The sequence below is a fragment of the Dorea sp. AM10-31 genome (genome assembly GCF_003435815.1).
Lineage (GTDB): Bacteria > Bacillota > Clostridia > Lachnospirales > Lachnospiraceae > Dorea_D > Dorea_D hominis.
The window spans coordinates 113,574-135,612 of sequence record NZ_QTUV01000004.1; the positions used below are offsets into that span (position 1 = coordinate 113,574).

At 41.1% G+C, this 22,039-nt stretch carries 20 protein-coding genes and 1 riboswitch; all 20 genes read left to right on the forward strand.

Features of this window, described 5'->3' with window-relative positions:
- Nucleotides 1–4: 4 nt before the first annotated feature.
- The 20 genes from folK (at nucleotide 5) to DW125_RS08450 (ending at nucleotide 22,013) form a co-directional block, all read left to right on the forward strand.
- A complete protein-coding gene (gene folK / locus DW125_RS08360; protein WP_117537814.1) occupies nucleotides 5–859 on the forward strand; it encodes a 2-amino-4-hydroxy-6-hydroxymethyldihydropteridine diphosphokinase in 855 nt (284 codons plus the stop codon).
- Between the two features lie 73 nt (nucleotides 860–932).
- Nucleotides 933–1,433 carry an NUDIX hydrolase gene (locus tag DW125_RS08365; protein WP_117537815.1) on the forward strand — a complete coding sequence of 167 codons (501 nt, stop codon included), beginning with the start codon at nucleotides 933–935 and terminating at the stop codon, nucleotides 1,431–1,433.
- 234 nt (nucleotides 1,434–1,667) lie between these two features.
- Nucleotides 1,668–1,777: riboswitch (glycine riboswitch) on the forward strand.
- An 80-nt stretch (nucleotides 1,778–1,857) separates the two neighbouring features.
- Nucleotides 1,858–3,105, forward strand: coding sequence for a serine hydroxymethyltransferase (glyA, locus tag DW125_RS08370; RefSeq protein ID WP_117537816.1), 1,248 nt, complete (start codon nucleotides 1,858–1,860; stop codon nucleotides 3,103–3,105).
- 342 nt (nucleotides 3,106–3,447) lie between these two features.
- Entirely contained in the window at nucleotides 3,448–3,753 is a 306-nt protein-coding gene (locus DW125_RS14245) for a hypothetical protein (RefSeq protein ID WP_021860916.1), read from the forward strand.
- 140 nt (nucleotides 3,754–3,893) lie between these two features.
- Nucleotides 3,894–4,076: a hypothetical protein gene (locus DW125_RS14250; protein ID WP_242992929.1), complete on the forward strand. Its 183-nt coding sequence runs from the start codon at nucleotides 3,894–3,896 to the stop codon at nucleotides 4,074–4,076.
- A 126-nt stretch (nucleotides 4,077–4,202) separates the two neighbouring features.
- Nucleotides 4,203–5,753 carry a glycosyltransferase family protein gene (locus DW125_RS08380; protein ID WP_117537817.1) on the forward strand — a complete coding sequence of 517 codons (1,551 nt, stop codon included), beginning with the start codon at nucleotides 4,203–4,205 and terminating at the stop codon, nucleotides 5,751–5,753.
- The gene (locus tag DW125_RS08385; RefSeq protein WP_158549903.1) at nucleotides 5,750–7,969 is read left to right on the forward strand and encodes a glycosyltransferase family 2 protein; all 2,220 of its coding nucleotides are present in this window, start codon (nucleotides 5,750–5,752) and stop codon (nucleotides 7,967–7,969) included. Before DW125_RS08380 ends, DW125_RS08385 begins: the two co-directional genes overlap by 4 nt.
- Nucleotides 7,970–7,988: 19 nt before the next feature.
- The gene (locus DW125_RS08390; RefSeq protein ID WP_117537819.1) at nucleotides 7,989–9,134 is read left to right on the forward strand and encodes a glycosyltransferase family 2 protein; all 1,146 of its coding nucleotides are present in this window, start codon (nucleotides 7,989–7,991) and stop codon (nucleotides 9,132–9,134) included.
- A gap of 1 nt (nucleotide 9,135) precedes the next feature.
- On the forward strand, nucleotides 9,136–10,113 hold the full coding sequence (locus DW125_RS08395; protein WP_117537820.1) for a glycosyltransferase family 2 protein: 978 nt from the start codon (nucleotides 9,136–9,138) through the stop codon (nucleotides 10,111–10,113).
- A complete protein-coding gene (locus tag DW125_RS08400) occupies nucleotides 10,094–11,293 on the forward strand; it encodes a glycosyltransferase family 2 protein (protein ID WP_117537821.1) in 1,200 nt (399 codons plus the stop codon). The genes DW125_RS08395 and DW125_RS08400 overlap by 20 nt, the downstream gene beginning before the upstream one ends.
- 168 nt (nucleotides 11,294–11,461) lie before the next feature.
- Complete coding sequence (locus tag DW125_RS08405; RefSeq protein WP_117537822.1) at nucleotides 11,462–12,796, forward strand: hypothetical protein; 1,335 nt, start codon at nucleotides 11,462–11,464, stop codon at nucleotides 12,794–12,796.
- Nucleotides 12,797–12,829: 33 nt separating this feature from the next.
- On the forward strand, nucleotides 12,830–13,825 hold the full coding sequence (locus tag DW125_RS08410; protein ID WP_117537823.1) for an Ig-like domain-containing protein: 996 nt from the start codon (nucleotides 12,830–12,832) through the stop codon (nucleotides 13,823–13,825).
- Between the two features lie 97 nt (nucleotides 13,826–13,922).
- Complete coding sequence (locus DW125_RS08415; RefSeq protein ID WP_117537824.1) at nucleotides 13,923–14,636, forward strand: TVP38/TMEM64 family protein; 714 nt, start codon at nucleotides 13,923–13,925, stop codon at nucleotides 14,634–14,636.
- Entirely contained in the window at nucleotides 14,620–15,963 is a 1,344-nt protein-coding gene (locus DW125_RS08420; protein ID WP_242992931.1) for a TIGR04283 family arsenosugar biosynthesis glycosyltransferase, read from the forward strand. The genes DW125_RS08415 and DW125_RS08420 overlap by 17 nt, the downstream gene beginning before the upstream one ends.
- Nucleotides 15,964–15,988: 25 nt before the next feature.
- Nucleotides 15,989–17,014: a phosphotransferase family protein gene (locus DW125_RS08425; RefSeq protein WP_117537825.1), complete on the forward strand. Its 1,026-nt coding sequence runs from the start codon at nucleotides 15,989–15,991 to the stop codon at nucleotides 17,012–17,014.
- Between the two features lie 41 nt (nucleotides 17,015–17,055).
- Entirely contained in the window at nucleotides 17,056–18,303 is a 1,248-nt protein-coding gene (locus DW125_RS08430) for an ABC transporter substrate-binding protein (RefSeq protein ID WP_117537826.1), read from the forward strand.
- Nucleotides 18,304–18,342: 39 nt separating this feature from the next.
- Nucleotides 18,343–19,239, forward strand: coding sequence for an ABC transporter permease (locus DW125_RS08435; RefSeq protein ID WP_117537827.1), 897 nt, complete (start codon nucleotides 18,343–18,345; stop codon nucleotides 19,237–19,239).
- On the forward strand, nucleotides 19,226–20,038 hold the full coding sequence (locus DW125_RS08440; RefSeq protein ID WP_117537828.1) for an ABC transporter permease: 813 nt from the start codon (nucleotides 19,226–19,228) through the stop codon (nucleotides 20,036–20,038). Before DW125_RS08435 ends, DW125_RS08440 begins: the two co-directional genes overlap by 14 nt.
- 55 nt (nucleotides 20,039–20,093) lie before the next feature.
- Nucleotides 20,094–21,125 (forward strand): ABC transporter ATP-binding protein, encoded by a 1,032-nt coding sequence (locus DW125_RS08445; protein WP_117537829.1) that lies wholly within the window; start codon nucleotides 20,094–20,096, stop codon nucleotides 21,123–21,125.
- A gap of 6 nt (nucleotides 21,126–21,131) precedes the next feature.
- Complete coding sequence (locus tag DW125_RS08450; RefSeq protein WP_117537830.1) at nucleotides 21,132–22,013, forward strand: nucleoside hydrolase; 882 nt, start codon at nucleotides 21,132–21,134, stop codon at nucleotides 22,011–22,013.
- The last annotated feature ends 26 nt before the right edge of the window (nucleotides 22,014–22,039 follow it).

Below are 22,039 nucleotides of genomic sequence, written 5' to 3' on the forward strand. Positions count from 1 at the left end.
AATTATGAAATATATAAATAAAAAAACAAGTCAGGATTATGACCAGATAAAAATTACAGATCTGGAAGTATTTGCCAATCACGGTGTATTTTCAGAGGAAAACAAACTGGGACAGAAATTTCTTGTGTCAGCAGTGCTTTATACAGATACAAGAAAAGCCGGGAAGACAGATGATCTGACGGCATCTATCCATTACGGTGAAGTCAGTGCATTTATCACAAAATATATGAAAGAACATACCTACCAGTTGCTAGAACGGGTGGCAGAAACCCTTGCGGAAGAGATGCTTAAGAGCATATCGGGACTTTGCAAGATCGATCTGGAGATCAAGAAACCATGGGCACCGGTAGGACTTCCGCTGAAAACAGTCAGTGTGAAGATTTCGCGCGAATGGCATACAACATATATCGCACTTGGCTCTAATATTGGTGACAGTGAAACTTATCTGAATGAAGCAGTCGAAAAAATAGGACAGATTCCTACTTGTACAGTTGAAAAAGTTTCTTCTTATCTTGTAACAGAGCCTTACGGAGTGACAGATCAGCCGGATTTTTTAAATGCATGTCTGAAAATGCGGACGCTATTATACCCGGAAGAATTGTTAAAAGAATTAAACCGGATCGAGAAAGAAGCGGGCAGGGAGCGGATTATACACTGGGGACCGAGAACACTGGATCTGGATATTCTGCTGTATGATGACATCGTACTGGAAGAAGATAATCTCTGTATTCCACATGTTGAAATGCACAAAAGAAGCTTTGTGCTGGAACCATTGGCTGAAATTGCACCGTACAAACGCCATCCGGTATATGGAAAAACAGTGCGGGAAATGTTAGAGGAAATTCAGGCACAGTTATAGTATAATAACCAGGGGGCAATGAGGTAGAGAAACTGCAGACAGTAATATCAAGACAGAAGGAGGAGGCAGAAGAATGGAACTTTGGGATATTTATGACAAAGACAAAAATCCAACCGGTCGCACGATGAAGAGAAATGACTGGTGCTTGAAAGATGATGAATATCATCTGACAGTACTTGGAGTAGTTGCAAGATCAGATCACACGTATCTTATCACAAAACGTGTAATGACAAAAGCGTGGGCACCGGGATGGTGGGAAGTATCCGGAGGCGCAGCACAGGCAGGAGAAACTTCGGAAGAAGCTGTTATACGCGAAGTGAAGGAAGAGACAGGGCTGGATGTAAGGAATGCGGAAGGTGGATATTGTTTCACATATCACAGAGAGAACCCGGGAGAAGGAGATAATTACTTTGTAGATGTTTATCGCTTTGTTCTGGATATTGATGAGAGTGATATACATTTACAGGAAGAAGAAACAGCGGGATACCGTTTCGCGACAAAGAAAGAAATTGAAGATCTTGCCGGAGAAGGCATTTTTCTGCATTATGACAGTATCAAAGAAGTTTTTAGATAGATTATCTATAAAATTGATAACTCTATAGATATAATAAATGCACAAAAAATTGATAAAAAAATAACTTATTTTGTAATTATTGACTAAAACAAAAGCATTGTGTATACTAAAGGCAGTTGATAAGTCGGCAGATGAATTCGTGAGATACCGTATGGATAAAGAACAGGGGCTAGGCTTTATCCGAAACGGAGCCGAAGGGGTAGGCAGAAACTCTCAGGTAAAAGGAATGGATTCGGACGACACTCTGGAGAACAATATTTTTAATTGTACCGAAGAAGTAAACTGGTAGTTATATGGGGAAAAACGATCAGCAATCTTTCAGGTAAAAGGACAGAGGCAGACAAAAGATCTTTAGTAAATGAAGCAAAGGTTTTTTGCCTGTTTTTTATTGGGGGAAACAGGCGTATCGAAGGAGGACAATAAGATGAACAGAATTGAAGATGTAACAAATTATATCAAAGAGTACGATGACGAAGTTGGAAAAGCACTGGAGCTGGAACTTGGAAGACAGAGAAGAAATCTCGAACTGATTGCTTCAGAGAATATCGTAAGCCCTGCGGTTATGCTCGCAATGGGAACCGTTCCAACAAACAAATATGCAGAAGGATATCCGGGAAAACGTTACTATGGTGGATGCGAAGACGTAGATATTCTGGAGAATATTGCAATCGAACGTGCGAAGAAGTTATTTGGCGCAGAGCACGCAAATGTACAGCCACATTGCGGAGCAAATGCTAATACAGCAGTTTATCAGGCACTCATCAAACCGGGCGATACAGTTATGGGACTGAACCTGGCACATGGCGGACATCTGACACATGGTTCACCGGTAAACTTATCAGGACTCTTATATAATTTTGTACCTTACAATGTAAATGATGAAGGATTTTTGGATTATGACGAGATTCGTAAGATTGCACATGAATGCAAACCTAAATTAATCGTAGCAGGAGCATCTGCTTATCCAAGAGAGATCAAATTTGATATTTTCGCTGATATCGCAAAAGAAGTTGGCGCATATCTGATGGTTGATATGGCTCACATTGCAGGACTGGTGGCAGCAGGACTTCACCAGAGCCCGGTTCCGTATGCAGATGTTGTAACAACAACAACACATAAGACACTGCGTGGACCAAGAGGTGGACTGATCCTTTGCAAAGAAGAGCATGCAAAAGCAATTAACAAAGCTATTTTCCCAGGAACACAGGGAGGACCGCTTGAGCACATCATCGCTGCAAAAGCTGTATGTTTCGGAGAGGCTCTGAAACCAGAATTCAAAGAGTATCAGCAGCAGGTTGTTAAGAATGCAAAAGCACTTGCAGATGCTATGGTAGCAGAAGGATTTAACCTTGTAAGTGGTGGAACAGATAACCATCTGATCTTAGTTGATCTTCAGAATATGAACATTACAGGAAAAGAATTACAGAATCGCCTGGATGAAGTATATATTACTGTTAATAAAAATGCAGTACCGAACGATCCTGCAAGTCCGTTTGTAACAAGCGGAGTTCGTATCGGAACACCTGCAGTTACAACTCGTGGACTGAAAGAAGAAGATATGAAGACAATTGCAAAACTGATCAAGATGACAGTCACAGATTTCGATACAAAAGCAGATGAGATCCGTGAAGAAGTTAATAAGATCTGCGCAAAATATCCGCTGTATGAATAAGAGCTGAAAACGCTTCATAGATGAATGGAATAGATCCCTTACTCAATTATAAACAGAAAAGTCCGGTGCGTTATGGAGAAGCACCGGATTTTTCTGTGGCTTTTTTCGCACCGCTGTGATAAAATACATCTACAACATATGTTGATTCATAAAAATCTAAGAGTACTTAATTTCAAAAAAATCAAAAACCATTATCAAAAGAATATCAAAACATATTCAAAAGGTTCGAGTCGAACAGGAGAATCCAAACTAAATTTACTTTCTAGCATATTAATAGAAAAGGGCGGACTGTGTAGATGTAGACGATTTTTCACTAATCCGTTATACTTAAGGAGGAAACATATGATTAAAAACGAAAAAATAAATATGGAAAATGATGCAATGCTTCAGAAGAATCAGGGTGGGAAGAAAGGTCGTACATTGAAAGATCTTAACTTGATGGACGATTTCCTGTTTGATGTTGCAACAGAAGATTTGGAAACATGTAAGACAATTATTGAGTTTGCAACAGGAAAAAGATTAAAAAGCCTGCGCTGGAAAGAAGGACAGAAAGTAATACATAATCTGCCGGGAAAACGAGGAATCCGTATGGACTTTGTTGCAGAAAAATATTCCTTAACACGAACGGAACAAATGCCGAAGAAGTAGAGCCGGAGCTAGTGGATTTTCTGCATTATATTACAGAAAGCAATGATACAGGATTGCGTGAAAACAGTGACCATCGGCTGAAGGACTTGCATCATAAAATTCAACAAATAAAAGCCAGCGATGAGATGGAGGCGAGTTTTATGAAAGCAGAGGAACGCGAAAGACTGATTAGGGAAAAAGGAAGAGAAGAGGGAAGAGAGGAAGGACGAAGACAAGTAGAATTGATAAAATTACTATTAGAAAAGAAACAGTATGATGACGCAAAGCGAGTAACGGAAGATGAAGAGTATTGTGAACAGTTATGTGAAGAATACAACATATAGATAATGCCTATAATAGAAAAAATCAATTAGACGGTCCGGAAAATGTTCTCTATAATTAATAAGATATAGAAAATGGAGATACTATGTCTAAAATAAGAATCCAGAGGAGAAAGCGGTAAATCAGATATGGAAGATAGAAGAAAACTGGCAAACGGAAAAGAAATATGGGTCATCAAAGCCGGATTCCCGAATAATGCATCGAAGAAGAACTGGTCTGACTATTTTTTTGCCTGTACATTAAAAAAATATCTGAACAGAGCAGGCGTATATACAGTTATAGAATCCAGAGATGAATGGGAAAACGAAGGTGCAGCGGATGTTGTAGTTGCATTGCGGGGACCGGAAGCATATTATCCGGACAGAAGGGATCCGGATACCATTTACATTATGTGGAATTTAAGCCATCCGGACAGAGTTACGGTGGAAGAGTATAATGCCTATGACCTGGTCTGCATTGGTTCCGCAAAAGAAGAGTATCTGGAAGAGATCTGTAGGAAAGTGCAGGTTCCGGTACGTCAGTTGTTAATCTGTGCAGATATGGAGATCTTTCACCCGGCAAGAGTGGAGAAAGAAAAAAAATATGACTGGGTGTTTGTAGGTAATTCCAGAGGAATTAAAAGAAAAAGTGTTGTTTGGGCGCTGGAGCATCATATCCCGCTTAAGATATGGGGAAAAGGATGGGATAAGTTACTGCCGGAGCACGCCGATGCAGTCATGGCAGAGAACATTCCTAATTATATGCTGCCGGAATTGTACTGGGAGACGAAGATTACATTGAACGATCATTATGAAGATATGACGGAACATGGCTTCATGAACACTAGGATACTGGAAGCAATGGCATGTGGAGTTCCGGTTCTTTCCGATTATGTAGATATTATAGAAAAATTATTTGGAGATTCGGTACTGTTTTATACTAATGAAGAACAATTTGTAGAACAGGCAGAAAAAATACAGGTTGATTATCCTGCAATCCGGGAACGAGTAGAACAGATGTGGCAGGTGTTGCAAGAAGAATATTCCTTTGAAAGCCGTGTAGAGCAGCTGCTGGCATTAAGAGAAGAATTGCAGGGAGAAAATCAAGGGATATTTGATATGTTTTATAAGAAGTTTGAGCAATTACAAAGCGAAGCGGATACACTGGATTATGAGACATGGCATGATAAATATACAACAATAAAGGAAGCGTATATGCAGCTCCCGTGGATGGCGCAGAGGTCTGAAGAGCTTTTGGAAGATAAGAAGCGGATTCAATTTGAATCTTGCTTTCCGGGACTGAAAGAAAGAATAAAGGTTGCTGAAAGACAAAGAAGAGAGAGAACCTGGAAAGAGCAGGAACAGCATCTTCTTGATGAAACGGCTAAAAAAATAAAAGAAAATGACAAATTAAAAGAACGGAATCAATTTCTGGAAGAATGGAAAGACAGATTGGTGCGTGAAAGAACGGAGCTTCAGGAAAAGTTACAGCGGACTTATGATGAAAAATCGGAGATTAACAGGAAATTGCAACAGACTTATAGTGAGAAATTCGACCGTGGTGTGGAAATTAAAGAATTAAAACAGATCAACAGAGAGCTGAAGAAGAAGATTGACGGAATCAAAGGGTGTAAAACATACCGCCTTGCAAGATGCATAGGTTTTCCGGTCAGAATGTGGAGAAAATTGATAAGAGGATGAAAAAAGTAGGAAAAACAGACGTATCGGTGATTATGCCGGTATATAACACAGAACCTTATTTAAGAGAAGCGCTGGATTCGCTTCTTAAACAGACGAATCCGAATATAGAAATCATATGTGTGGATGATGGATCGACGGATGCCTCGGCTTCCATTTTGAAAGAGTATACAGAAAAGGATCCGCGTGTGCAGATACTAAGGCAAGATCATCAAGGCGCCGGAGCAGCACGGAATCTGGGAATGGAGAGTGCGCAAGGCGAATATCTGTTGTTTCTGGATGCAGATGATTTTTTCACAGATACACTTGTGGAAGAGATTGCCAAAAAAGGTAATAAAACAAATGCGGACGTGATTCTTTTTGGAGCAAGGAAGTATGATGATCTGACAGGGAGATCAGAGCACGTACCGCGTTATCTCTGGAGAAAATTACTGCCGGTACAGGAAGTGTTTTCGAGAAAGACCATGGAGGGGGAACTGTTTACACTGACAACACCTGCTCCGTGGAACAAGTCTTTCCGGCGAGAATATATTCAGGAGCAGAAACTTAAGTTTCAGAATCTTCCGAACAGCAATGATGTCTATTTTACATTGACGGCACTTGGAGCAGCGGAGCGTGTGGCGGCTGTGAGAGAAGATCTGGTATATTACAGAGTCAATTATGGTGGAAGCCTGCAGAACAGAAAGGATCAGAACCCGCTTTGTTTTCTTGAAGCGTATGAATCGGTTTATAAAGAGCTGACAAGAAGAGGTATTTATGAAGAACTGGAGATAGGATTCTGCAATATGGTGGCATCCGGCTGTGTTTATAATCTCCGGACACTTCATTCGGAACAGGTGCGCCAGAAAGTGATCGATAAATTATGTTCGGACAGATTTCTGGATATGCATTTGTTGGAGCATGCGGATGAAGAATACGATATGCCTGAAAATATTAATTATCTGCGTGGACTTCCATATGCCAGAGAGGTGAGAAAAGAACGGGAACGCAGACAGAATTATGGAGATATACGTTGCATAAAGGAAGGAAAGTCAACCGGGCATCCGGTAGTTACTGTTGTGATTGCCGCTTATAATGTGGAAAAATATCTGGAAGAGTGTCTGGACAGCATTACAGGACAGACTTTAAAAGAGTTGGAGATTATCTGTATTGATGATGGTTCCACGGATTATACACTGGGAATTTTGAAGCATTATGCAGAAGAAGATGAGAGAATTTCTGTATATACACAGGAAAATTGCGGATTGTCTGTAACAAGAAACAGAGGAATGAAAGCAGCATCCGGAGATTATATTTATTTTATGGACAGTGATGACTGGCTGGAACGGGAGGCACTGGAACAGCTTGCCGGAAGATGTCAGGAACATGATTTGGAAGTTTTATACTACGATGGCTGTGCATTCTTTGAAGAGAAAGACATGGAGGCTGTGCACAACGAATTTGACGGATATTACCAGAGAAAGGGCAACTATCCTGCCTGTTGTGATGGGAAAGAAATGTTTCAAAGGATGCAGAAGACAAAAGAGTACCGCACAAATGTAGGCATGCAGTTTTTTAAACGCCGGTATCTTGAGGAACATCATTTTGCTTTTCAGCCGGGTATTTTGCATGAGGATATTGATTTTACATTTATGACAATGCTGATGGCAGAGAGATGTGGATATTGGAAGAAGGAATTCTTCCACCGCAGAGTGCGATCGGGTTCTATTATGACGGCAAAGGCCAGTTTTGAACATATTTACGGACTGATGAAGAGCTATGTGGCGATGGAACATTTTCTGGAAATCCATTCCATGCCGGAAGAGATGGCAGATGTTCTTTATGATACAATGCATACTGTATTATGGCGTGCGGCAAAACAATATTCCGAGATGCCGGAGGCACAGAAGTACGCATATGAAGGATTGTGGGGGCTGGATAAGATCCAGTTCCAGACGCTGGTGAGAGAGCATACACGGATCACGGAAAAACTGTTCCGGACATATAAGGAAAAATCCGAGATCAACCGTAAACTTCAGATCACATATGGAGAGAAATTTGACCGTGGAGTGGAGATTAAGAAGCTGAAAAAAGAACTTGCGGAAACCAGAAAAGAGCTTACAAAGACACAGAAAAAGTTGTCGGGCATCCAATATTCGACTACTTACCGTGTAGCCAGAGTGATTGGATTTCCCATCCGTATGATACGCAAACTTTTCAAAAAAGCGAAGGAACAATAAGAAACGAGGAACTTGAAATATGAAGAAAGTATCGGTGATCATACCGGTTTATAATGTAGAAGAATATCTGGAAGAATGTATGGAGAGCGTGATTCATCAGACACTGAAAGAGATTGAGATTCTCTGCGTTAATGATGGATCAACGGATCATTCGCTGCAGATTCTAGAGCAGTATGCGAAAAAAGATGACAGGATCCGCATTATTTCACAGAAAAATGGTGGCTATGGGAAAGCGATGAATCAGGGATTGGATGCGGCATCCGGTGAATATATCGGTATTGTCGAGCCGGATGATTATGTTCCGTTAAATATGTATGAAGATTTATATAAGAAGGCAAAAGAATATGAGCTTGATTTCGTAAAAGCTGATTTTTATCGTTTTGTAACCGCAGAGAATGGAAATAAAGAATTATATTATAATCATCTGAGTGTGAATCCGGAAGATTATAATCATGTGTTCAATCCGAGTGAAAAACCGGATGCAATCCGCTTTATCATGAATACATGGAGCGGCATTTACAGAAGAGAATTTCTGGAACAGCATAAGATCCGGCATCACGAGACGCCGGGAGCTTCTTTCCAGGATAATGGATTTTGGTTTCAGACGTTCATTTATGCGAAAAGGGCGATGATCCTTGATACGCCTTACTATATGAATCGTCGGGATAATCCGAATTCATCGGTAAATAATCGCGAAAAAGTATATTGTATCAATCAGGAATACGACTATATTAAAGATATTCTAATGCAGGATGAAGTGCTGTGGAAGCGGTTTCGCCATGTATACTGGTTTAAGAAATATCATAATTATCTTGGAACGCTTTGGAGGATCGCAGAAGAATATCGCTATGAATATCTGATGCGGTTCAGTGAGGAGTTAAAAAGAGGGATTGCATTGGGAGATGTGATTCCGGATACATTTACAGATAAGACATGGAATAACATCGAACGGATAGTGCAAGATCCGGAACATTACTATAAAATGTGCGTGTATCCAAGAACCATCAATCAGCAGGTGTTCGAACAGATTACGAAGCTGGAAGAAGAAAATCAGGAACTTCGCCAAGAGATTAAAAAGATCAGGAGTTCCAAAACATTTCGTGTTGGAAAACTTCTCCTTGGAGCACCGAGTCTTTTAAAGAAGAAACTTCGTGGAGGCAGATAAAATGTGCAAAGTATCGGTGATCATTCCGGTTTATAATGGAGAAACATATCTTGCGCAATGTCTGGACAGTATCATCGGACAGACGTTAAAAGAGATTGAGATCATATGTGTAAATGACGGATCGAAAGACCGGACACAGCAGATTCTTGAAAAATATGCGGAAAAAGACAGCCGTATCCAAATAATCAGTCAGGAGAACGGCGGCGCCGGAGCGGCGAGAAATGCAGGACTTCGCATTGCAAGAGGAGAATATTTATCCATTCTGGATGGAGACGATTTCTTTGAACCGGATATGCTGGAAAAAGCATATAAAAAAGCAAAAGAAAGTCGGGCAGAGCTTCTGGTGTTTGGATCAGATCAATACTACGAAACAACCGGCGAGTACAAAAGTGTGGCATGGACGATCAGGCGGCATGCACTTCCTCCATACCGCCCGATGAATTACCGACAGTTTACCGATAATGTATTCAAAGTATTTGTCGGATGGACATGGGACAAGCTTTTTCTTCGAAGCTTTGTAGAGGAACAGAGGCTTTATTTCCAGGAACAGCGCACATCAAACGATCTGCTATTTACCTTCCTTGCTATTGTGACCGCAAAGAATATAGAGATTCTGGATGAAGTACTCATCCATCAGCGCAGAGACAATCAGAATTCGCTGTCTAACACAAGAGAACAGTCATGGACCTGCTTTTATGAAGCACTTCTGGAACTTCGAGAGGAGTTGAAAAAAAGAGGACTCTATCATGAACTGGAGCAGGACTATATCAATTATGCATTGCATTTTTCGCTCTGGAATCTGGAGACGCTGAATGGCCCAAAGAAGAAAGAACTGTACCAGATATTAAAGAAAACCTGGTTTCACGAACTGGGAATAGACGGAAAAAAAGCGTTTTATTTTTACCAGAAGGGAGAATACCGCAAGTATCAGAATATTCGAAAGAAAAGCTGGAGAGTTTATGAACAGGAGCAGAGATAAGAACGAAGATAAAAAAATGATACAAGTGAATAATGTCAGAGAAGAGTCGGGAGAGCATGTGCCGAAGGTATCAGTGATCATTCCTTTTCATAATGCGCAGAGTCACCTGGAAGAGATGATGGATTCTGTAGAAGCGCAGACATTCCGGGAGATTGAGATTCTGTGCGTCAGTGACGGATCAGAAGATGACTCCATTAAGATTATACGTGAGCGCATGGAGAAAGATCCGAGAATCCATCTGATCGAGCAGGAAAAGCACAATGCCGGAGTTGCAAGAAACAAAGGTTTGGAATGTGCAGTGGGGAAATATGTTGTGTTCTGGGATGCAGATGACCGGTTTCATCCAAAAGCACTGGAGGAACTGTATCACAAATCCGAGCAGGTGCAGGCAGACATCTGTGTCTGTGAAGTGTGTGAATTTCGCGGGGACGGCAAATTATATGAAACAGGCGGATATCTGCAAAAAGATAAATTGCCGGAGAAAGATCCATTTAATAAATATGACATACCGGGGGATATCTTTGGCTTTGCATCGAACATGCTGTGGAATAAAATGCTTCGCAGAGCGTTCATTGTGGAAAATGAGATTACATTCCAGGATATCCGGCAGGGAAATGATACTGCATTTGTCATGCAGGCAATGTATCAGGCAGAGCGGATTACAACGGTCAGTAAAGAGCTTGCTTATTATAGAATGAACAATCCAGGAAGTTTAACGTCACAGGCATCAGAGACATGGAAATGCCCATTTGAATCGTATCGTTATACATGGGAACAGTTGAAAAAGCAAGATGATTTTGCGTTGGTAGAGAAAAGTTTTCGCAATAAGATGATAAGAGGATTGTTTCGGTCTTTGAATATACAGACTTCTTTTGCTGCTTATCAAGAATTGTATGATTTTCTGAAAGAGGAGGGAATGCGTGCGGTTGATCTGGAGGACGTGACAGAAGATATGGTAGAAGAACCATGGATGTATGCGGATCTCATGCGAATGAAGTCGATGTCGGCAGGAGACTTTCTTCTATGTAAAGCAACGGAACGGATGAATGACAGAGACCAGTTAAAATATACGCTTCGCAGGGTGCGCAGGAGACTGGCATTCCTACTGACTCTTAATGAGAAAATAAAGCGATTAAAGAAGAAAATTAAAGGGGAATCTAAGAAAAGTATCGGTGAATAAGGAAACAGATAGAAAATCTATTGATTAAAACGACAAAAATATAAAATATGGCTTATTTATTGATATAAATGATAAATAAGCCATATTTATTGGATTTATCAATTAGTGAAAAGCCGGAAAATATGATACGCTACATAATAGACTATCAGGTCATTTAGGAGGAAAAACATGAAAAACAACAGATGGAAGAAGGCACTTTCTGTTGCTCTCGTCTGCTGTATGCTGGCTGGAACAGGACAGGGATTCACTGTTCATGCACAAGACGAAGCAGCGCAGGAAGAGGCAGTAGTAACAGCTGTTAAAGCTACGCCAGACACGCTTCCGGAGGACGGAGGGACGATTACGGTTAAAGCAACCGGAACAGGTCTCACATCCGAAAACTGGGGAGTAGAATTTGATGCGACTTTGAAAGAGGGAGGAATGTCTGTATCGAACAAGATACAGCCTACAGTCAAAGAAGTGAAAAAAGACACTGCAATCATCGAAGTTCCGGAGAACCCGATGAGGAATGATATTGACTTAAAGATCAAAGCAGGTGTCAAAAACGGGGAAACAATTGAGGAACAGGCTGAGACAACAGTCTTACTGGAAAAGAAGACAAGAGATATGGTGGAATTTCCAGTAGAGCAGATCGCACAGACAGGTTCCAATGCGATCACAGCAACCTTCAAGGAAGATATCCAGTTTGGATATGCGGATATGGAGAGAGTTAAGAGCAAAATCTATATTGCGAAAATGCACGGTACATTCGAGAAAATCCGTACGGTTTCAGATGAAGATGAAGTGATCATCGAAGGAAATCAGCTTATCGTTCGCTTCAAAGAAGATTTTACGAAAAACGAACTTGGAGTGGATTCCGGCCTTTATGTCGGAGCCGGTGCATTAAAAAATGACGACAACAAATATAACAAAGAAGTATCATGGTCAATCACTACAAAACCAACGATCAGCCAGATTGATCTCAGTAAAGAGGTTCTTGACTATCAGGGTGGAACAGTAACTGCCACACTCAAAGGTGTACGTGTAGATGAGATTGATATTGAGAAGGATGTAGAAGCGTATTTAACCGGAGCAGGAGAAACAGATGCGGCAGTCGGAACAACGCTTGATGTTGTAAAGACAGAGAATGGTCTGCAGATGACAGTAACTGTACCGGAGAATACGACAGACAATACAATGGCCTATGCGATCAATGTAAAGTATAAGGGCATGTTAGTATACGAAGGAAGCAATGGGAACCCGGCGAAGAAGGCGATCATTTCTGTATTGGCAAAAGGAACAGACCCGGCCAAGCAGACATTGGCAACAATGACGATCACCGGTAATAACAAAGACAACACGGGTGATTTCAATAAAGATATTACAGTAAAAGTATCCCCACAGGTCGGAGAATTAAAAACCGTTCTTCGTCTGTATGGAACAAATCTTGATTCCAAAATAGTAAAAGTTCGTGCCATCGATGAGAATGGAATTATCTTCCCGGTGTACGACATTCCGGAATGAGATGGCACCTTACGATTCGTTGCAATCGCAGGAATGAATAAGAACGGAGCAGTTGGCGATGGAAACAGTCAGCTGATCGAAGTCCTTCCGGCAAGATTCGCCGGCACAAGAACAGACGAACCTAAGAAATTTACAATTCAGGTAGCACTGGATGGAAAACATTTCCTGGAAAGTCCGTCCGTAGTATTAAGAGTAGATAATACTGGAATCAGAGAAGAGACAGAATACGCATTTACAGATAAAGAAGACATTCGAACAGTCACTGTAAATTACAAAGAAGAGGGCACAGGAAAAGCCCTTGCAAAACCGGATAAATATGAGGCTTATGCAATCTCAATGGTACAACAGTTTGACATTGCGCCGAAGAGTATCCCGGGATATGAAGTAGTGAAAAACAAAGCGGGAGAACCGGTCATCAGCCCGGCAGTAAAATGGGATAAAGATCTGATCGGGGATGCCGGCCGCAATTACACATACACATATCGCAGATTAAAACCTGCAACTGTAAAAGTGAAAAAAGTTAAAGTTGCAGGTTCTTATAAAAAAGTCGCAGCAGGAAAGAAAGTGAAGCTTGCCGCAGCGGTTTCACCATCCAATGCGACAAACAAAGCAGTCACATGGAAGAGCAGCAATACAAAAGTTGCAACTGTAGATAAATATGGCAATGTGACATTAAAGAAAAATTCAGGTGGTAAGAAAGTTACCATTACAGCAACTGCAAAAGACGGAAGCAAAGTGAAAGGTACTTACACGATCACTTCCATGAAGGGAATCGTTAAGAAAGTAAGCATTTCGAAAGCAACATCTGTCAAAGCTGGAAAAACATTAAAATTAAAATTAAAAGTAACTGCAAGTAAAGGTGCAAATAAAACAGTCAGATGGACAAGCAGTAATACAAAGTATGCAACTGTAACATCTTCCGGTAAAGTAACTGCTAAGAAAGCCGGCAAAGGCAAGAAGGTGAAGATCACCGCAGCAGCAACTGACGGAAGTGGTAAGAAGAGTACAGTAACATTGAAAATTAAATAGTAAAGTGATCTGGTAGTCACGGAAAAACAATCATATTTGTGGGGGCATTGCCCCCATATCTGTAAAAATATAATTAAGAGGTATTTAAAGTAACGGTATGAATGAAGAGAAGAAACAAGGCAAGCACATAAAACTAATCATATTTATTGGACTCATTTTGGTAATTCTTGTGTTAAACCATATATTTGGCTGGTCTGAATATATCGGAAATATTAACAATTTAAAGAAGCTCGATGAGATGGTAGAGAATAATCTGCCGGTTGCGCTGGCTCTCTACATGGGACTTACAATCGTAGGCTGTGTAGCTCTGGCTCTTCCAGGGATTACATTTGCCATTGCTGCAGGTCTCCTCTTTGGACCGCTGCTTGGAACAATCGCATGTTCAGTGGCGACGACCATCGGCGCGATGCTTGCATTCATTGCAGGAAGATTTTTCCTGAAAGACAGTATCAAACCGGCTGCTATGAAGAACAAATATTTGAAAAAATGGTTATTTGATGAATCTGGAAATAACGAGATCTTTATTCTTATGATCACAAGACTGGTACCGTTGTTCCCGTACAACTTACAGAATTTTGCGTATGGAGTGACAGATATCAAATTTGTGACCTATTCCGTATGTTCCCTCCTTTTTATGTTGCCGGGAACGGCAATGTATACAGTAGGAACAGCCGGACTGGCAGATAAAGAGAATCGAATTTTATATATCGGAATTGCAGTCGTACTCGCAGCGCTTGTGCTTGCGATGGGCGCATTCCTCAAAAAACGTTATGTACAGCCGGAAGAGAGTGAGAATGAACATGAAGAATAAACGGGCGGTGATCGTCTTTACACGAGTGCCTGTTCCGGGAAAGACAAAGACAAGACTGATGCCTTATTTTACACCGAAACAGTGTGAACAAGTACATATTTGCCTGCTTAAGGATATTGAGAGAGAATGTGAGCAGGCGGCAGCAGATATTTTTGTCTGTTACACGCCGGAAGATAAGGAGAAGAAGATCCGTAAGATTTTTGGAAAAGAAGCAAAATATTTTCCGCAGAGAGGCGAAGACCTTGGTGTGCGGATGTATGTCGCTATCAAAGATATTTTGAAGATGGGATATGATTCCTGTATTTTATTTGGCACGGATATCCCGGAACTTCACAGCACAGATATGGAAAATGCATTCCGTATATTAGAGACGAAGGATATTGTATTCGGACCAACGGAAGACGGCGGTTACTATCTGGTTGGAATGAATGAGCCACACAAAGAAGTATTCGAAAAGCAGAGTTATGGACATGCCAGTGTGATGGAAAATACACTGGCAGGACTGAAAGAAGTCGGATTACAGGTCGGATTTATCCGGGAATTAAGTGACATTGACAGAAAAGAAGATGTCATAGCTTTCCGGCAGAAGATGCGGGAGAATTCGAAATTACAGAAAACGCAGACTGGAAAATACCTGATGCGTACAACGAAGATATCAATTATTATACCGATTTACAATGAAGAGACAACGATCCTTGCTATGAAACGGCAGATGGAAGGCCTGAAAGATAAATGTGAAGTTATATTTGTAGATGGTGGAAGTACAGACCGGACATTGGAATTGCTGGGAGATACATTTCCGGTATATCATTCGGACAAAGGAAAGGCAGCACAGATGAATGTCGGTGCAAAGAACAGCCACGGAGATATTTTATGTTTTTTGCACTGTGACAGCGAAATTCCGGTTACACTTGTACCAGAGATCCGATATGTAATGAAAGACCATCAGGCAGGATGTTTTGGAATCGCATTTCATTCAAAAAATTTCTTTATGTGGACATGCCGCGTGATTTCCAATCACCGGATCAAAGACCGGAAAGTCATGTTCGGAGATCAGGGTATATTCGTGACAAGAGAGCTGTTCTTTGAAGCAGGAATGTTTGCAGAACTGCCGATACTGGAAGATTATCAGTTTTCACTGACTTTAAAAGAAAAAGGTATCCGCTTAGGAATGGCAAGACACCGTATTTACACATCGGACAGACGTTTCCCGGATGGAATCATTCCAAAATTAAAGCTCATGTGGCTGATGAACCGGTTACGCAAGATGTATCGGGATGGTGTTTCGATCGAGAAGATCGCAAGTCTCTATAAGGATGTGCGATAGATGTATTGTAATTTAGGAGATAAATATGGATAGCATTAAAGGATTAAAAGAATATATCCGCCTTCCCTTTTACCGGGAGGTATTGGGGCTTTCGGAGGAAGTGACAGAGAGATATGAGATGTTGGCGCAGGGTGAATACAACCGTAATTATGTATTTACACATCCGGTGACAGGTAAGAAACTGGTGCTCCGCGTGAACTGCGGAAGCCAGATGCATTTAAGACATCAGATTGAATATGAATTTCACGCATTGAAACTTCTGGAATCTTCCGGAAGAACACCGAAGCCACTTTATGTTGATGGCAGTCTGGAGTATTTGGAACATGGCATTATGGTCATGGAATTCTTGCCTGGAACAACTTTGGATTATCACAAAGGGCTGGGCGGTGCAGCAGAATGTCTTGCAGATATTCACAGTGTAAAGATGCCGGAAGAAGGTATGCACACACTGATCACACCGGAGAATCCGCTGGAAGCGATTCTGGATGAGTGTGAGGAAATGGTGAAGACATATATGGAATCATCGCTTGGTGAAGAAGAGAAGAAAGAAAAGATTCGTGAGATGCTGGATACGGGCCGGGAGATTGTAAGAAGCATTCCGAATGAGCCGGTTTACCAGTGCTGCGTCAATACAGAATTGAACAATACGAATTTTCTTGTAGATGAGAAGGGATATACTTATCTCGTAGACTGGGAAAAACCGTTATATGCCGATCCGGCGCAGGACCTCGGACATTTTCTGGCACCGACAACGACATTCTGGAAGACGGATGTGCTGTTAGAAAGAGAGGAGATGTTAGATTTCCTCGATACATATATTAGGGCGGTTGCCGGAAGATTCGATGTCACAGGACTGAAGAAACGTGCCATGCAGTTTACAGGAATCACTTGCCTGCGTGGAATTACATGGTGTGCCATGGCATGGGTACAGTACAGAGAGCCCGGGAAAATGTTATTTAACCAGTCTACGTTTGAGAAATTGAACGCATATCTGGACGCAGATTTTCTGGAGAAGATGCATCAGTTTCTGAAAGATACATTTTGTATGTAAATAAAATTTACATAAATATATGATACAAAGGGAGAGACACAATGAAAAAGAAAATTTTGTCAGTGTTGCTTGCAACTACGATGACACTTTCACTTGCAGCATGCAGCAGCAACAGCAGCAAAGACTCTTCGGACAAGAAAAATTCGAAAGTGGAAGAGATGTCATTTGATGACATGAAAAAGGAAGCCAAAGGCTCAACCGTAACATTTTATGGATGGGGTGGAGATGAAGTCCTGAATAAATGGCTGGACGACGTATTCGCACCGGATATGAAAGAAAAATACGATATCAAGATGGAACGTGTTCCGATGGATATTGATCAGATCTTAAGCCAGTTATCCGGAGAAATGGAAGGAAACAAAAAAGATGGCGACATCGACATGATATGGATCAATGGAGAGAACTTCAAATCAGCAAAAGAGAAAAACATGCTGTACGGACCATTTACAGACAAGCTTCCTAACTTCTCAAAATATATTGACACCAAGTCTGAAGATGTAAATTATGACTTTGCATATCCGATCAAAGGATACGAAGCACCATACGGAAAAGCACAGTTTGTATTTATGAAAGACAATGCTGCTGCAAAAGAAACTCCAAAGAATGCAGAAGAATTCTTAGAGTTCTGCAAGAAATACAAAGGAAAAGTAACATATCCAAAACTTCCGGACTTCACAGGAAGTGTATTTGTGCGAAATATCATTTATGAAACCTGTGGTGGATACGAGCAGTTCATGGATATGAAAGCAGACAAAGCAACTGTGAAAAAAGCAATTCAGCCAGCACTGGATTACCTGAAGAAATTAAATCCATATCTGTGGAACGGTGGAAAATCATTCCCGGATTCCTCTACAAAGTGTGAGAAGATGTACTCTGACGGCGAACTGGTTATGTATATGACATATGGCGCTTATGATGCAGCTGTAGGAATTGACAACGGAACCTATCCGAAGACAACTCAGACATTCCAGTTTGACAAAGGAACAATCGGTAATACGAACTTTATGGCAATCGCAGCAAACTCTGCTAACAAAGCCGGAGCAATGGTAGCAATCAATGAGATGATGTCACCGGAGATTCAGGCAAGCCGTTACAAAGAGATGAAGACTCTTCCGGTTGTATCTTATGACAAACTGTCTGATGACCAGAAGAAAGAATTTGACAATGTTGACTTAGGAAAAGGTGTTATCGCACAGGATGAGCTCCTTTCCAAGAGACTTCCTGAGATGCCTGCACAGCTTGTTCCAGTTATCGAAGAGATCTGGCAGGAAGAAGTAGTCGGCAAATAATTTAGCAAAAAACGATTTAGTAAGTGTGGAAAAGAATACATGTGGAAAAAATTCATACCATATGCGTTGTTGGTTCCGCAGATTATACTTGGAATCATATTTATAGCAGGACTGGCAACCGGAATCACCCAAAGTCTTGGGGTGATTCCGGCTTTTGGTCTTACAGAACCAACATTTAAATATTATAAAGAGATCTTATCCAGACCGGATATTGTAAAATCAATCATTTACAGCTTGTATATTGCAGTCACATCAGCAACTCTGGCAGTTCTGATCGGAGTCGGAATATGTGCGGTACTTGTTATGAATACAGATACAAAAGGAAAAGGGATGCGGATCATTCAGCTCCCGATCATTGTGCCTCATGTAGTCGTTGCACTGTTTGTAGTGAATATTCTTTCACAGAATGGTTTGCTTGCAAGAGTTTTATGTGCAATGGGATTTATCAAAGAGCAGCAGGATTTTGTACAGCTTTTATATAGTACAAATGGTGTAGGGATCATTATCGCATATTTGTGGAAGGAGATTCCGTTTGTGATATATTTTGTCATTGCATTGATGGCAAATATTAATGGAAGCCTTGGAGAAGCGGCGATTAATCTGGGAGCCTCCAGAAGAAAAGCTTTTATGAAAGTCACCCTGCCACTTTGTAGAAGAGCGATTGGCAGCAGTTTTCTGATCATTTTTACATTTGCACTGGGCGCTTATGAGCTTCCGCTTTTACTGGGACCGACCTCCCCGGAAGCATTACCGATCCTGGCACATACACAGTACATTCATCCGGATCTTGAAAATCGTCCGTATGCAATGGCATTGAATGGAATTATTACTATTATTTCCATGATCTGTGCAGTTGCATATTTTCGGCTGATGCAGAAAAATACAGAGATTTTAAATCGTAGAAAGGCTAAGAAAGAGCACAATGAAAAAAAGTAACAGTTATTTAGGCAAAATCCTGCTTGGGATATTTGTATTTCTCATTCTATTTCCGATACTGACGATGATCGTCTGGGTATTTACAGAACGGTGGGCATGGCCGAATCTCCTGCCACAGGTTTTTTCTACTCGTGCATTAGATGAAGTATTTGGAAGAAAAGAAGAATTAATACAGTTGTTTGCATCCAGCATTTTTATTTCTGCTGTTGTAGGTGTGTTGTCAGTAATGATAGGCACAATGACAGCAAGAGCGCTTGTGTTGTATGATTTTGCAGGAAAAGGCTTCTTTTATTTCCTTTCGATGTTGCCGTTTTTAGTGCCTTCTACTGTATTTGCGATGGGAATCCAAGTATCCTTCATACGCTGGGGACTGAGCAATACCGCTACCGGAGTCGTCGTAGCACATACGATTTGTTCGCTTCCGTATGCAGTACATCTGATGATTGAAGGAACAGAGGCAGTTGGAAATAAACTCGAAGAGCAGGCAAGAGTACTTGGCGCCGGACCATGGAAAGCATTTTTCAAAGTGACATTTCCGATGTTAATGCCTGTGATGTTAGCTTCTATGAGTATGTCTTATATTGTTTCGTTCAGCCAGTATTTCATTACATTGCTGATCGGTGGGGGAAGTGTCAAGACATTCGCGATTGTTATGGTGCCGTATCTGCAAGGCGGCGACCGCAATATCGCAAGTATTTACAGCATGATTTTCCTGGGAATTACTTTGATCGTGTTTGCGATATTTGAAGGAATCAGTAAGTTGTGGACGAAAAATGGAAGCGGAGAATATTACACATAAGAGATCGGGAAATGTGGAAAAGAGATAAAGAAGTACAGAAATTGGTGAATAAGAAATGGAATTAGAAATAGAAAATCTGGAAGTAACACTTCAAAAAAATAAAATATTAAATAGAGTGAGCCTGACTGTCAAAAGCGGCGAACTAATTTCCTTACTGGGAGCTTCTGGCTGTGGAAAAAGTACAATGTTGAAAAGCATAGCCGGATTACTCGATATTGAAAAGGGACGTATTTGTCTGGATGAAAAAGAAATTCAGAATATGGCGCCGGAGAAACGGGGGACTGTGATCGTGTTTCAGGATTTAAGACTGTTCCCACATATGACAGTGGAAAAGAACATAGCATTTCCAATGGAACTTAAGAAAGTCCCGAAGGCAAGACAGAAAGAGATCATAAAGAAACTGTTGGAAGACGTACAGCTTCCGGGATTCGAAAAACGTAAGATCAAAGAAATGTCCGGTGGACAGATGCAGAGAGTGGCGCTTGCTAGGGCACTTGCCTGTGAACCATCGATCCTGCTTCTGGATGAACCATTTTCCGGATTGGATGAAAAGCTACGCTTGGAGATGGGTGCGCTCGTCAGAAAATTACAGAAAGAGCGAAAGATCACGACAATCCTTGTCACACACGATAAGAAAGAAGCACTGCAGATGTCTGACCGGATCGCACTTATGAGCAACGGACATATATTGCAGTATGCCTCACCGACAGAGATTTTCCAGCATCCGGAAAACCGGCAAGTGGCGGCATATTTCGGAAAAGCCAATTATATTGAAGGAACCGTGCAGAAAGAACAGTTTGATAGCGATTATATTTCCTGTGAGGCGAAAGGTTATGCGGATGGAAAGTACGAGCTTCTTGTCCGGCCTTTTGATGTAAAAATTATAGCGGAGGGTTCTGCTGTGGAGATCAGGGAAATGACGTACTTAGGAGAGACTGTGGATCTTTATTTGCAGGATGAGAAGCAGACATTCTATGCACAGGATATCAGTGCAAGAATCCATGTTGCCGGATTTAAGGAAGGAGCAAGAGCGGGAATAGAATTTGCACCGGAGAGCATCTGCCTGTTTCCGGAAGAAAAGGAGTAAGAGAGAATGAAACATGTAATATTTGACTGTGATAATACACTGGGCGTAAAGGACTGTGATGTCGATGACGGACTGGCACTTCTCTACCTGCTCGGATGTGAAGAAGCAACTGTGCATGGGGTGACCTGCACTTATGGAAACAACAAGCTTCCGGTTGTGTACGCACAGACAGAAAAATTGTTAAAAGATATCGGCCGCACAGATCTGACTGTGAAAAAAGGTGGTGAATCCGCTGGAACAGAGCAAAGTCCGGCAGGAGATTATCTCGCAGAGATGGCAAGAAAATACAAAGGCGAACTTTCTATTCTTGCAACCGGGTCGCTTACGAATCTAAAGCATGCCTATTATGCGGATGAACATTTCTTTGAAAATGTAAAAGAAATTGTATTGATGGGTGGAATTACAGAACCATTGATTTTTGAAAAGAAACAGATGGATGAATTGAATTTTTCCTGTGATCCAAAGGCAACATATCTGGTGCTGACAAAAGGAAATAATGTTTCTATTATTACAGGAAATAATTGCCTGAAAGTGCTATTTACCAAAGAGGAATATCAGCAGAGATTAGGTGGGCAGAATAACCCGATGGGTGAGTATATCCTGAGAGAAACCGATTATTATTTCGGTTATAACGAAGGAGATTACGGAATCCATGGATTTTATAACTGGGATGTGATCGCAGCAGTGTATCTGGTTCATCCGGAGTTATTCGATAATCAGAAGGGTACTTACTGCTTATCAGAAGAAGACTTAAAAACCGGATTTCTGCGACGAGCAGAGGATGGACAAACCAATTTAAATCTTCCGGAAATCGGGGAAGAAGCGCCATTTAAAAACAATATATATGAGACCTGGCTTCGTGTGCCGGTAAAAGGTGTATGTAAATAAAGTTTACATAAATAAGTAATAAGGAG

Coding starts and splice junctions, on each gene's coding strand:
- DW125_RS08395 (WP_117537820.1), top strand. CDS start 9,136: ATGTGCAAAGTATCGGTGATCATTCCGGTTTATAATGGAGAAACATAT.
- DW125_RS08390 (WP_117537819.1), top strand. CDS start 7,989: ATGAAGAAAGTATCGGTGATCATACCGGTTTATAATGTAGAAGAATAT.
- DW125_RS08430 (WP_117537826.1), top strand. CDS start 17,056: ATGAAAAAGAAAATTTTGTCAGTGTTGCTTGCAACTACGATGACACTT.
- glyA (WP_117537816.1), top strand. CDS start 1,858: ATGAACAGAATTGAAGATGTAACAAATTATATCAAAGAGTACGATGAC.
- DW125_RS08415 (WP_117537824.1), top strand. CDS start 13,923: ATGAATGAAGAGAAGAAACAAGGCAAGCACATAAAACTAATCATATTT.
- DW125_RS08425 (WP_117537825.1), top strand. CDS start 15,989: ATGGATAGCATTAAAGGATTAAAAGAATATATCCGCCTTCCCTTTTAC.
- DW125_RS08385 (WP_158549903.1), top strand. CDS start 5,750: ATGAAAAAAGTAGGAAAAACAGACGTATCGGTGATTATGCCGGTATAT.
- DW125_RS08445 (WP_117537829.1), top strand. CDS start 20,094: ATGGAATTAGAAATAGAAAATCTGGAAGTAACACTTCAAAAAAATAAA.
- DW125_RS08380 (WP_117537817.1), top strand. CDS start 4,203: ATGGAAGATAGAAGAAAACTGGCAAACGGAAAAGAAATATGGGTCATC.
- folK (WP_117537814.1), top strand. CDS start 5: ATGAAATATATAAATAAAAAAACAAGTCAGGATTATGACCAGATAAAA.
- DW125_RS08365 (WP_117537815.1), top strand. CDS start 933: ATGGAACTTTGGGATATTTATGACAAAGACAAAAATCCAACCGGTCGC.
- DW125_RS08405 (WP_117537822.1), top strand. CDS start 11,462: ATGAAAAACAACAGATGGAAGAAGGCACTTTCTGTTGCTCTCGTCTGC.
- DW125_RS08400 (WP_117537821.1), top strand. CDS start 10,094: ATGAACAGGAGCAGAGATAAGAACGAAGATAAAAAAATGATACAAGTG.
- DW125_RS08420 (WP_242992931.1), top strand. CDS start 14,620: ATGAACATGAAGAATAAACGGGCGGTGATCGTCTTTACACGAGTGCCT.
- DW125_RS14245 (WP_021860916.1), top strand. CDS start 3,448: ATGATTAAAAACGAAAAAATAAATATGGAAAATGATGCAATGCTTCAG.
- DW125_RS08410 (WP_117537823.1), top strand. CDS start 12,830: ATGAATAAGAACGGAGCAGTTGGCGATGGAAACAGTCAGCTGATCGAA.
- DW125_RS08440 (WP_117537828.1), top strand. CDS start 19,226: ATGAAAAAAAGTAACAGTTATTTAGGCAAAATCCTGCTTGGGATATTT.
- DW125_RS14250 (WP_242992929.1), top strand. CDS start 3,894: ATGAAAGCAGAGGAACGCGAAAGACTGATTAGGGAAAAAGGAAGAGAA.
- DW125_RS08435 (WP_117537827.1), top strand. CDS start 18,343: ATGTGGAAAAAATTCATACCATATGCGTTGTTGGTTCCGCAGATTATA.
- DW125_RS08450 (WP_117537830.1), top strand. CDS start 21,132: ATGAAACATGTAATATTTGACTGTGATAATACACTGGGCGTAAAGGAC.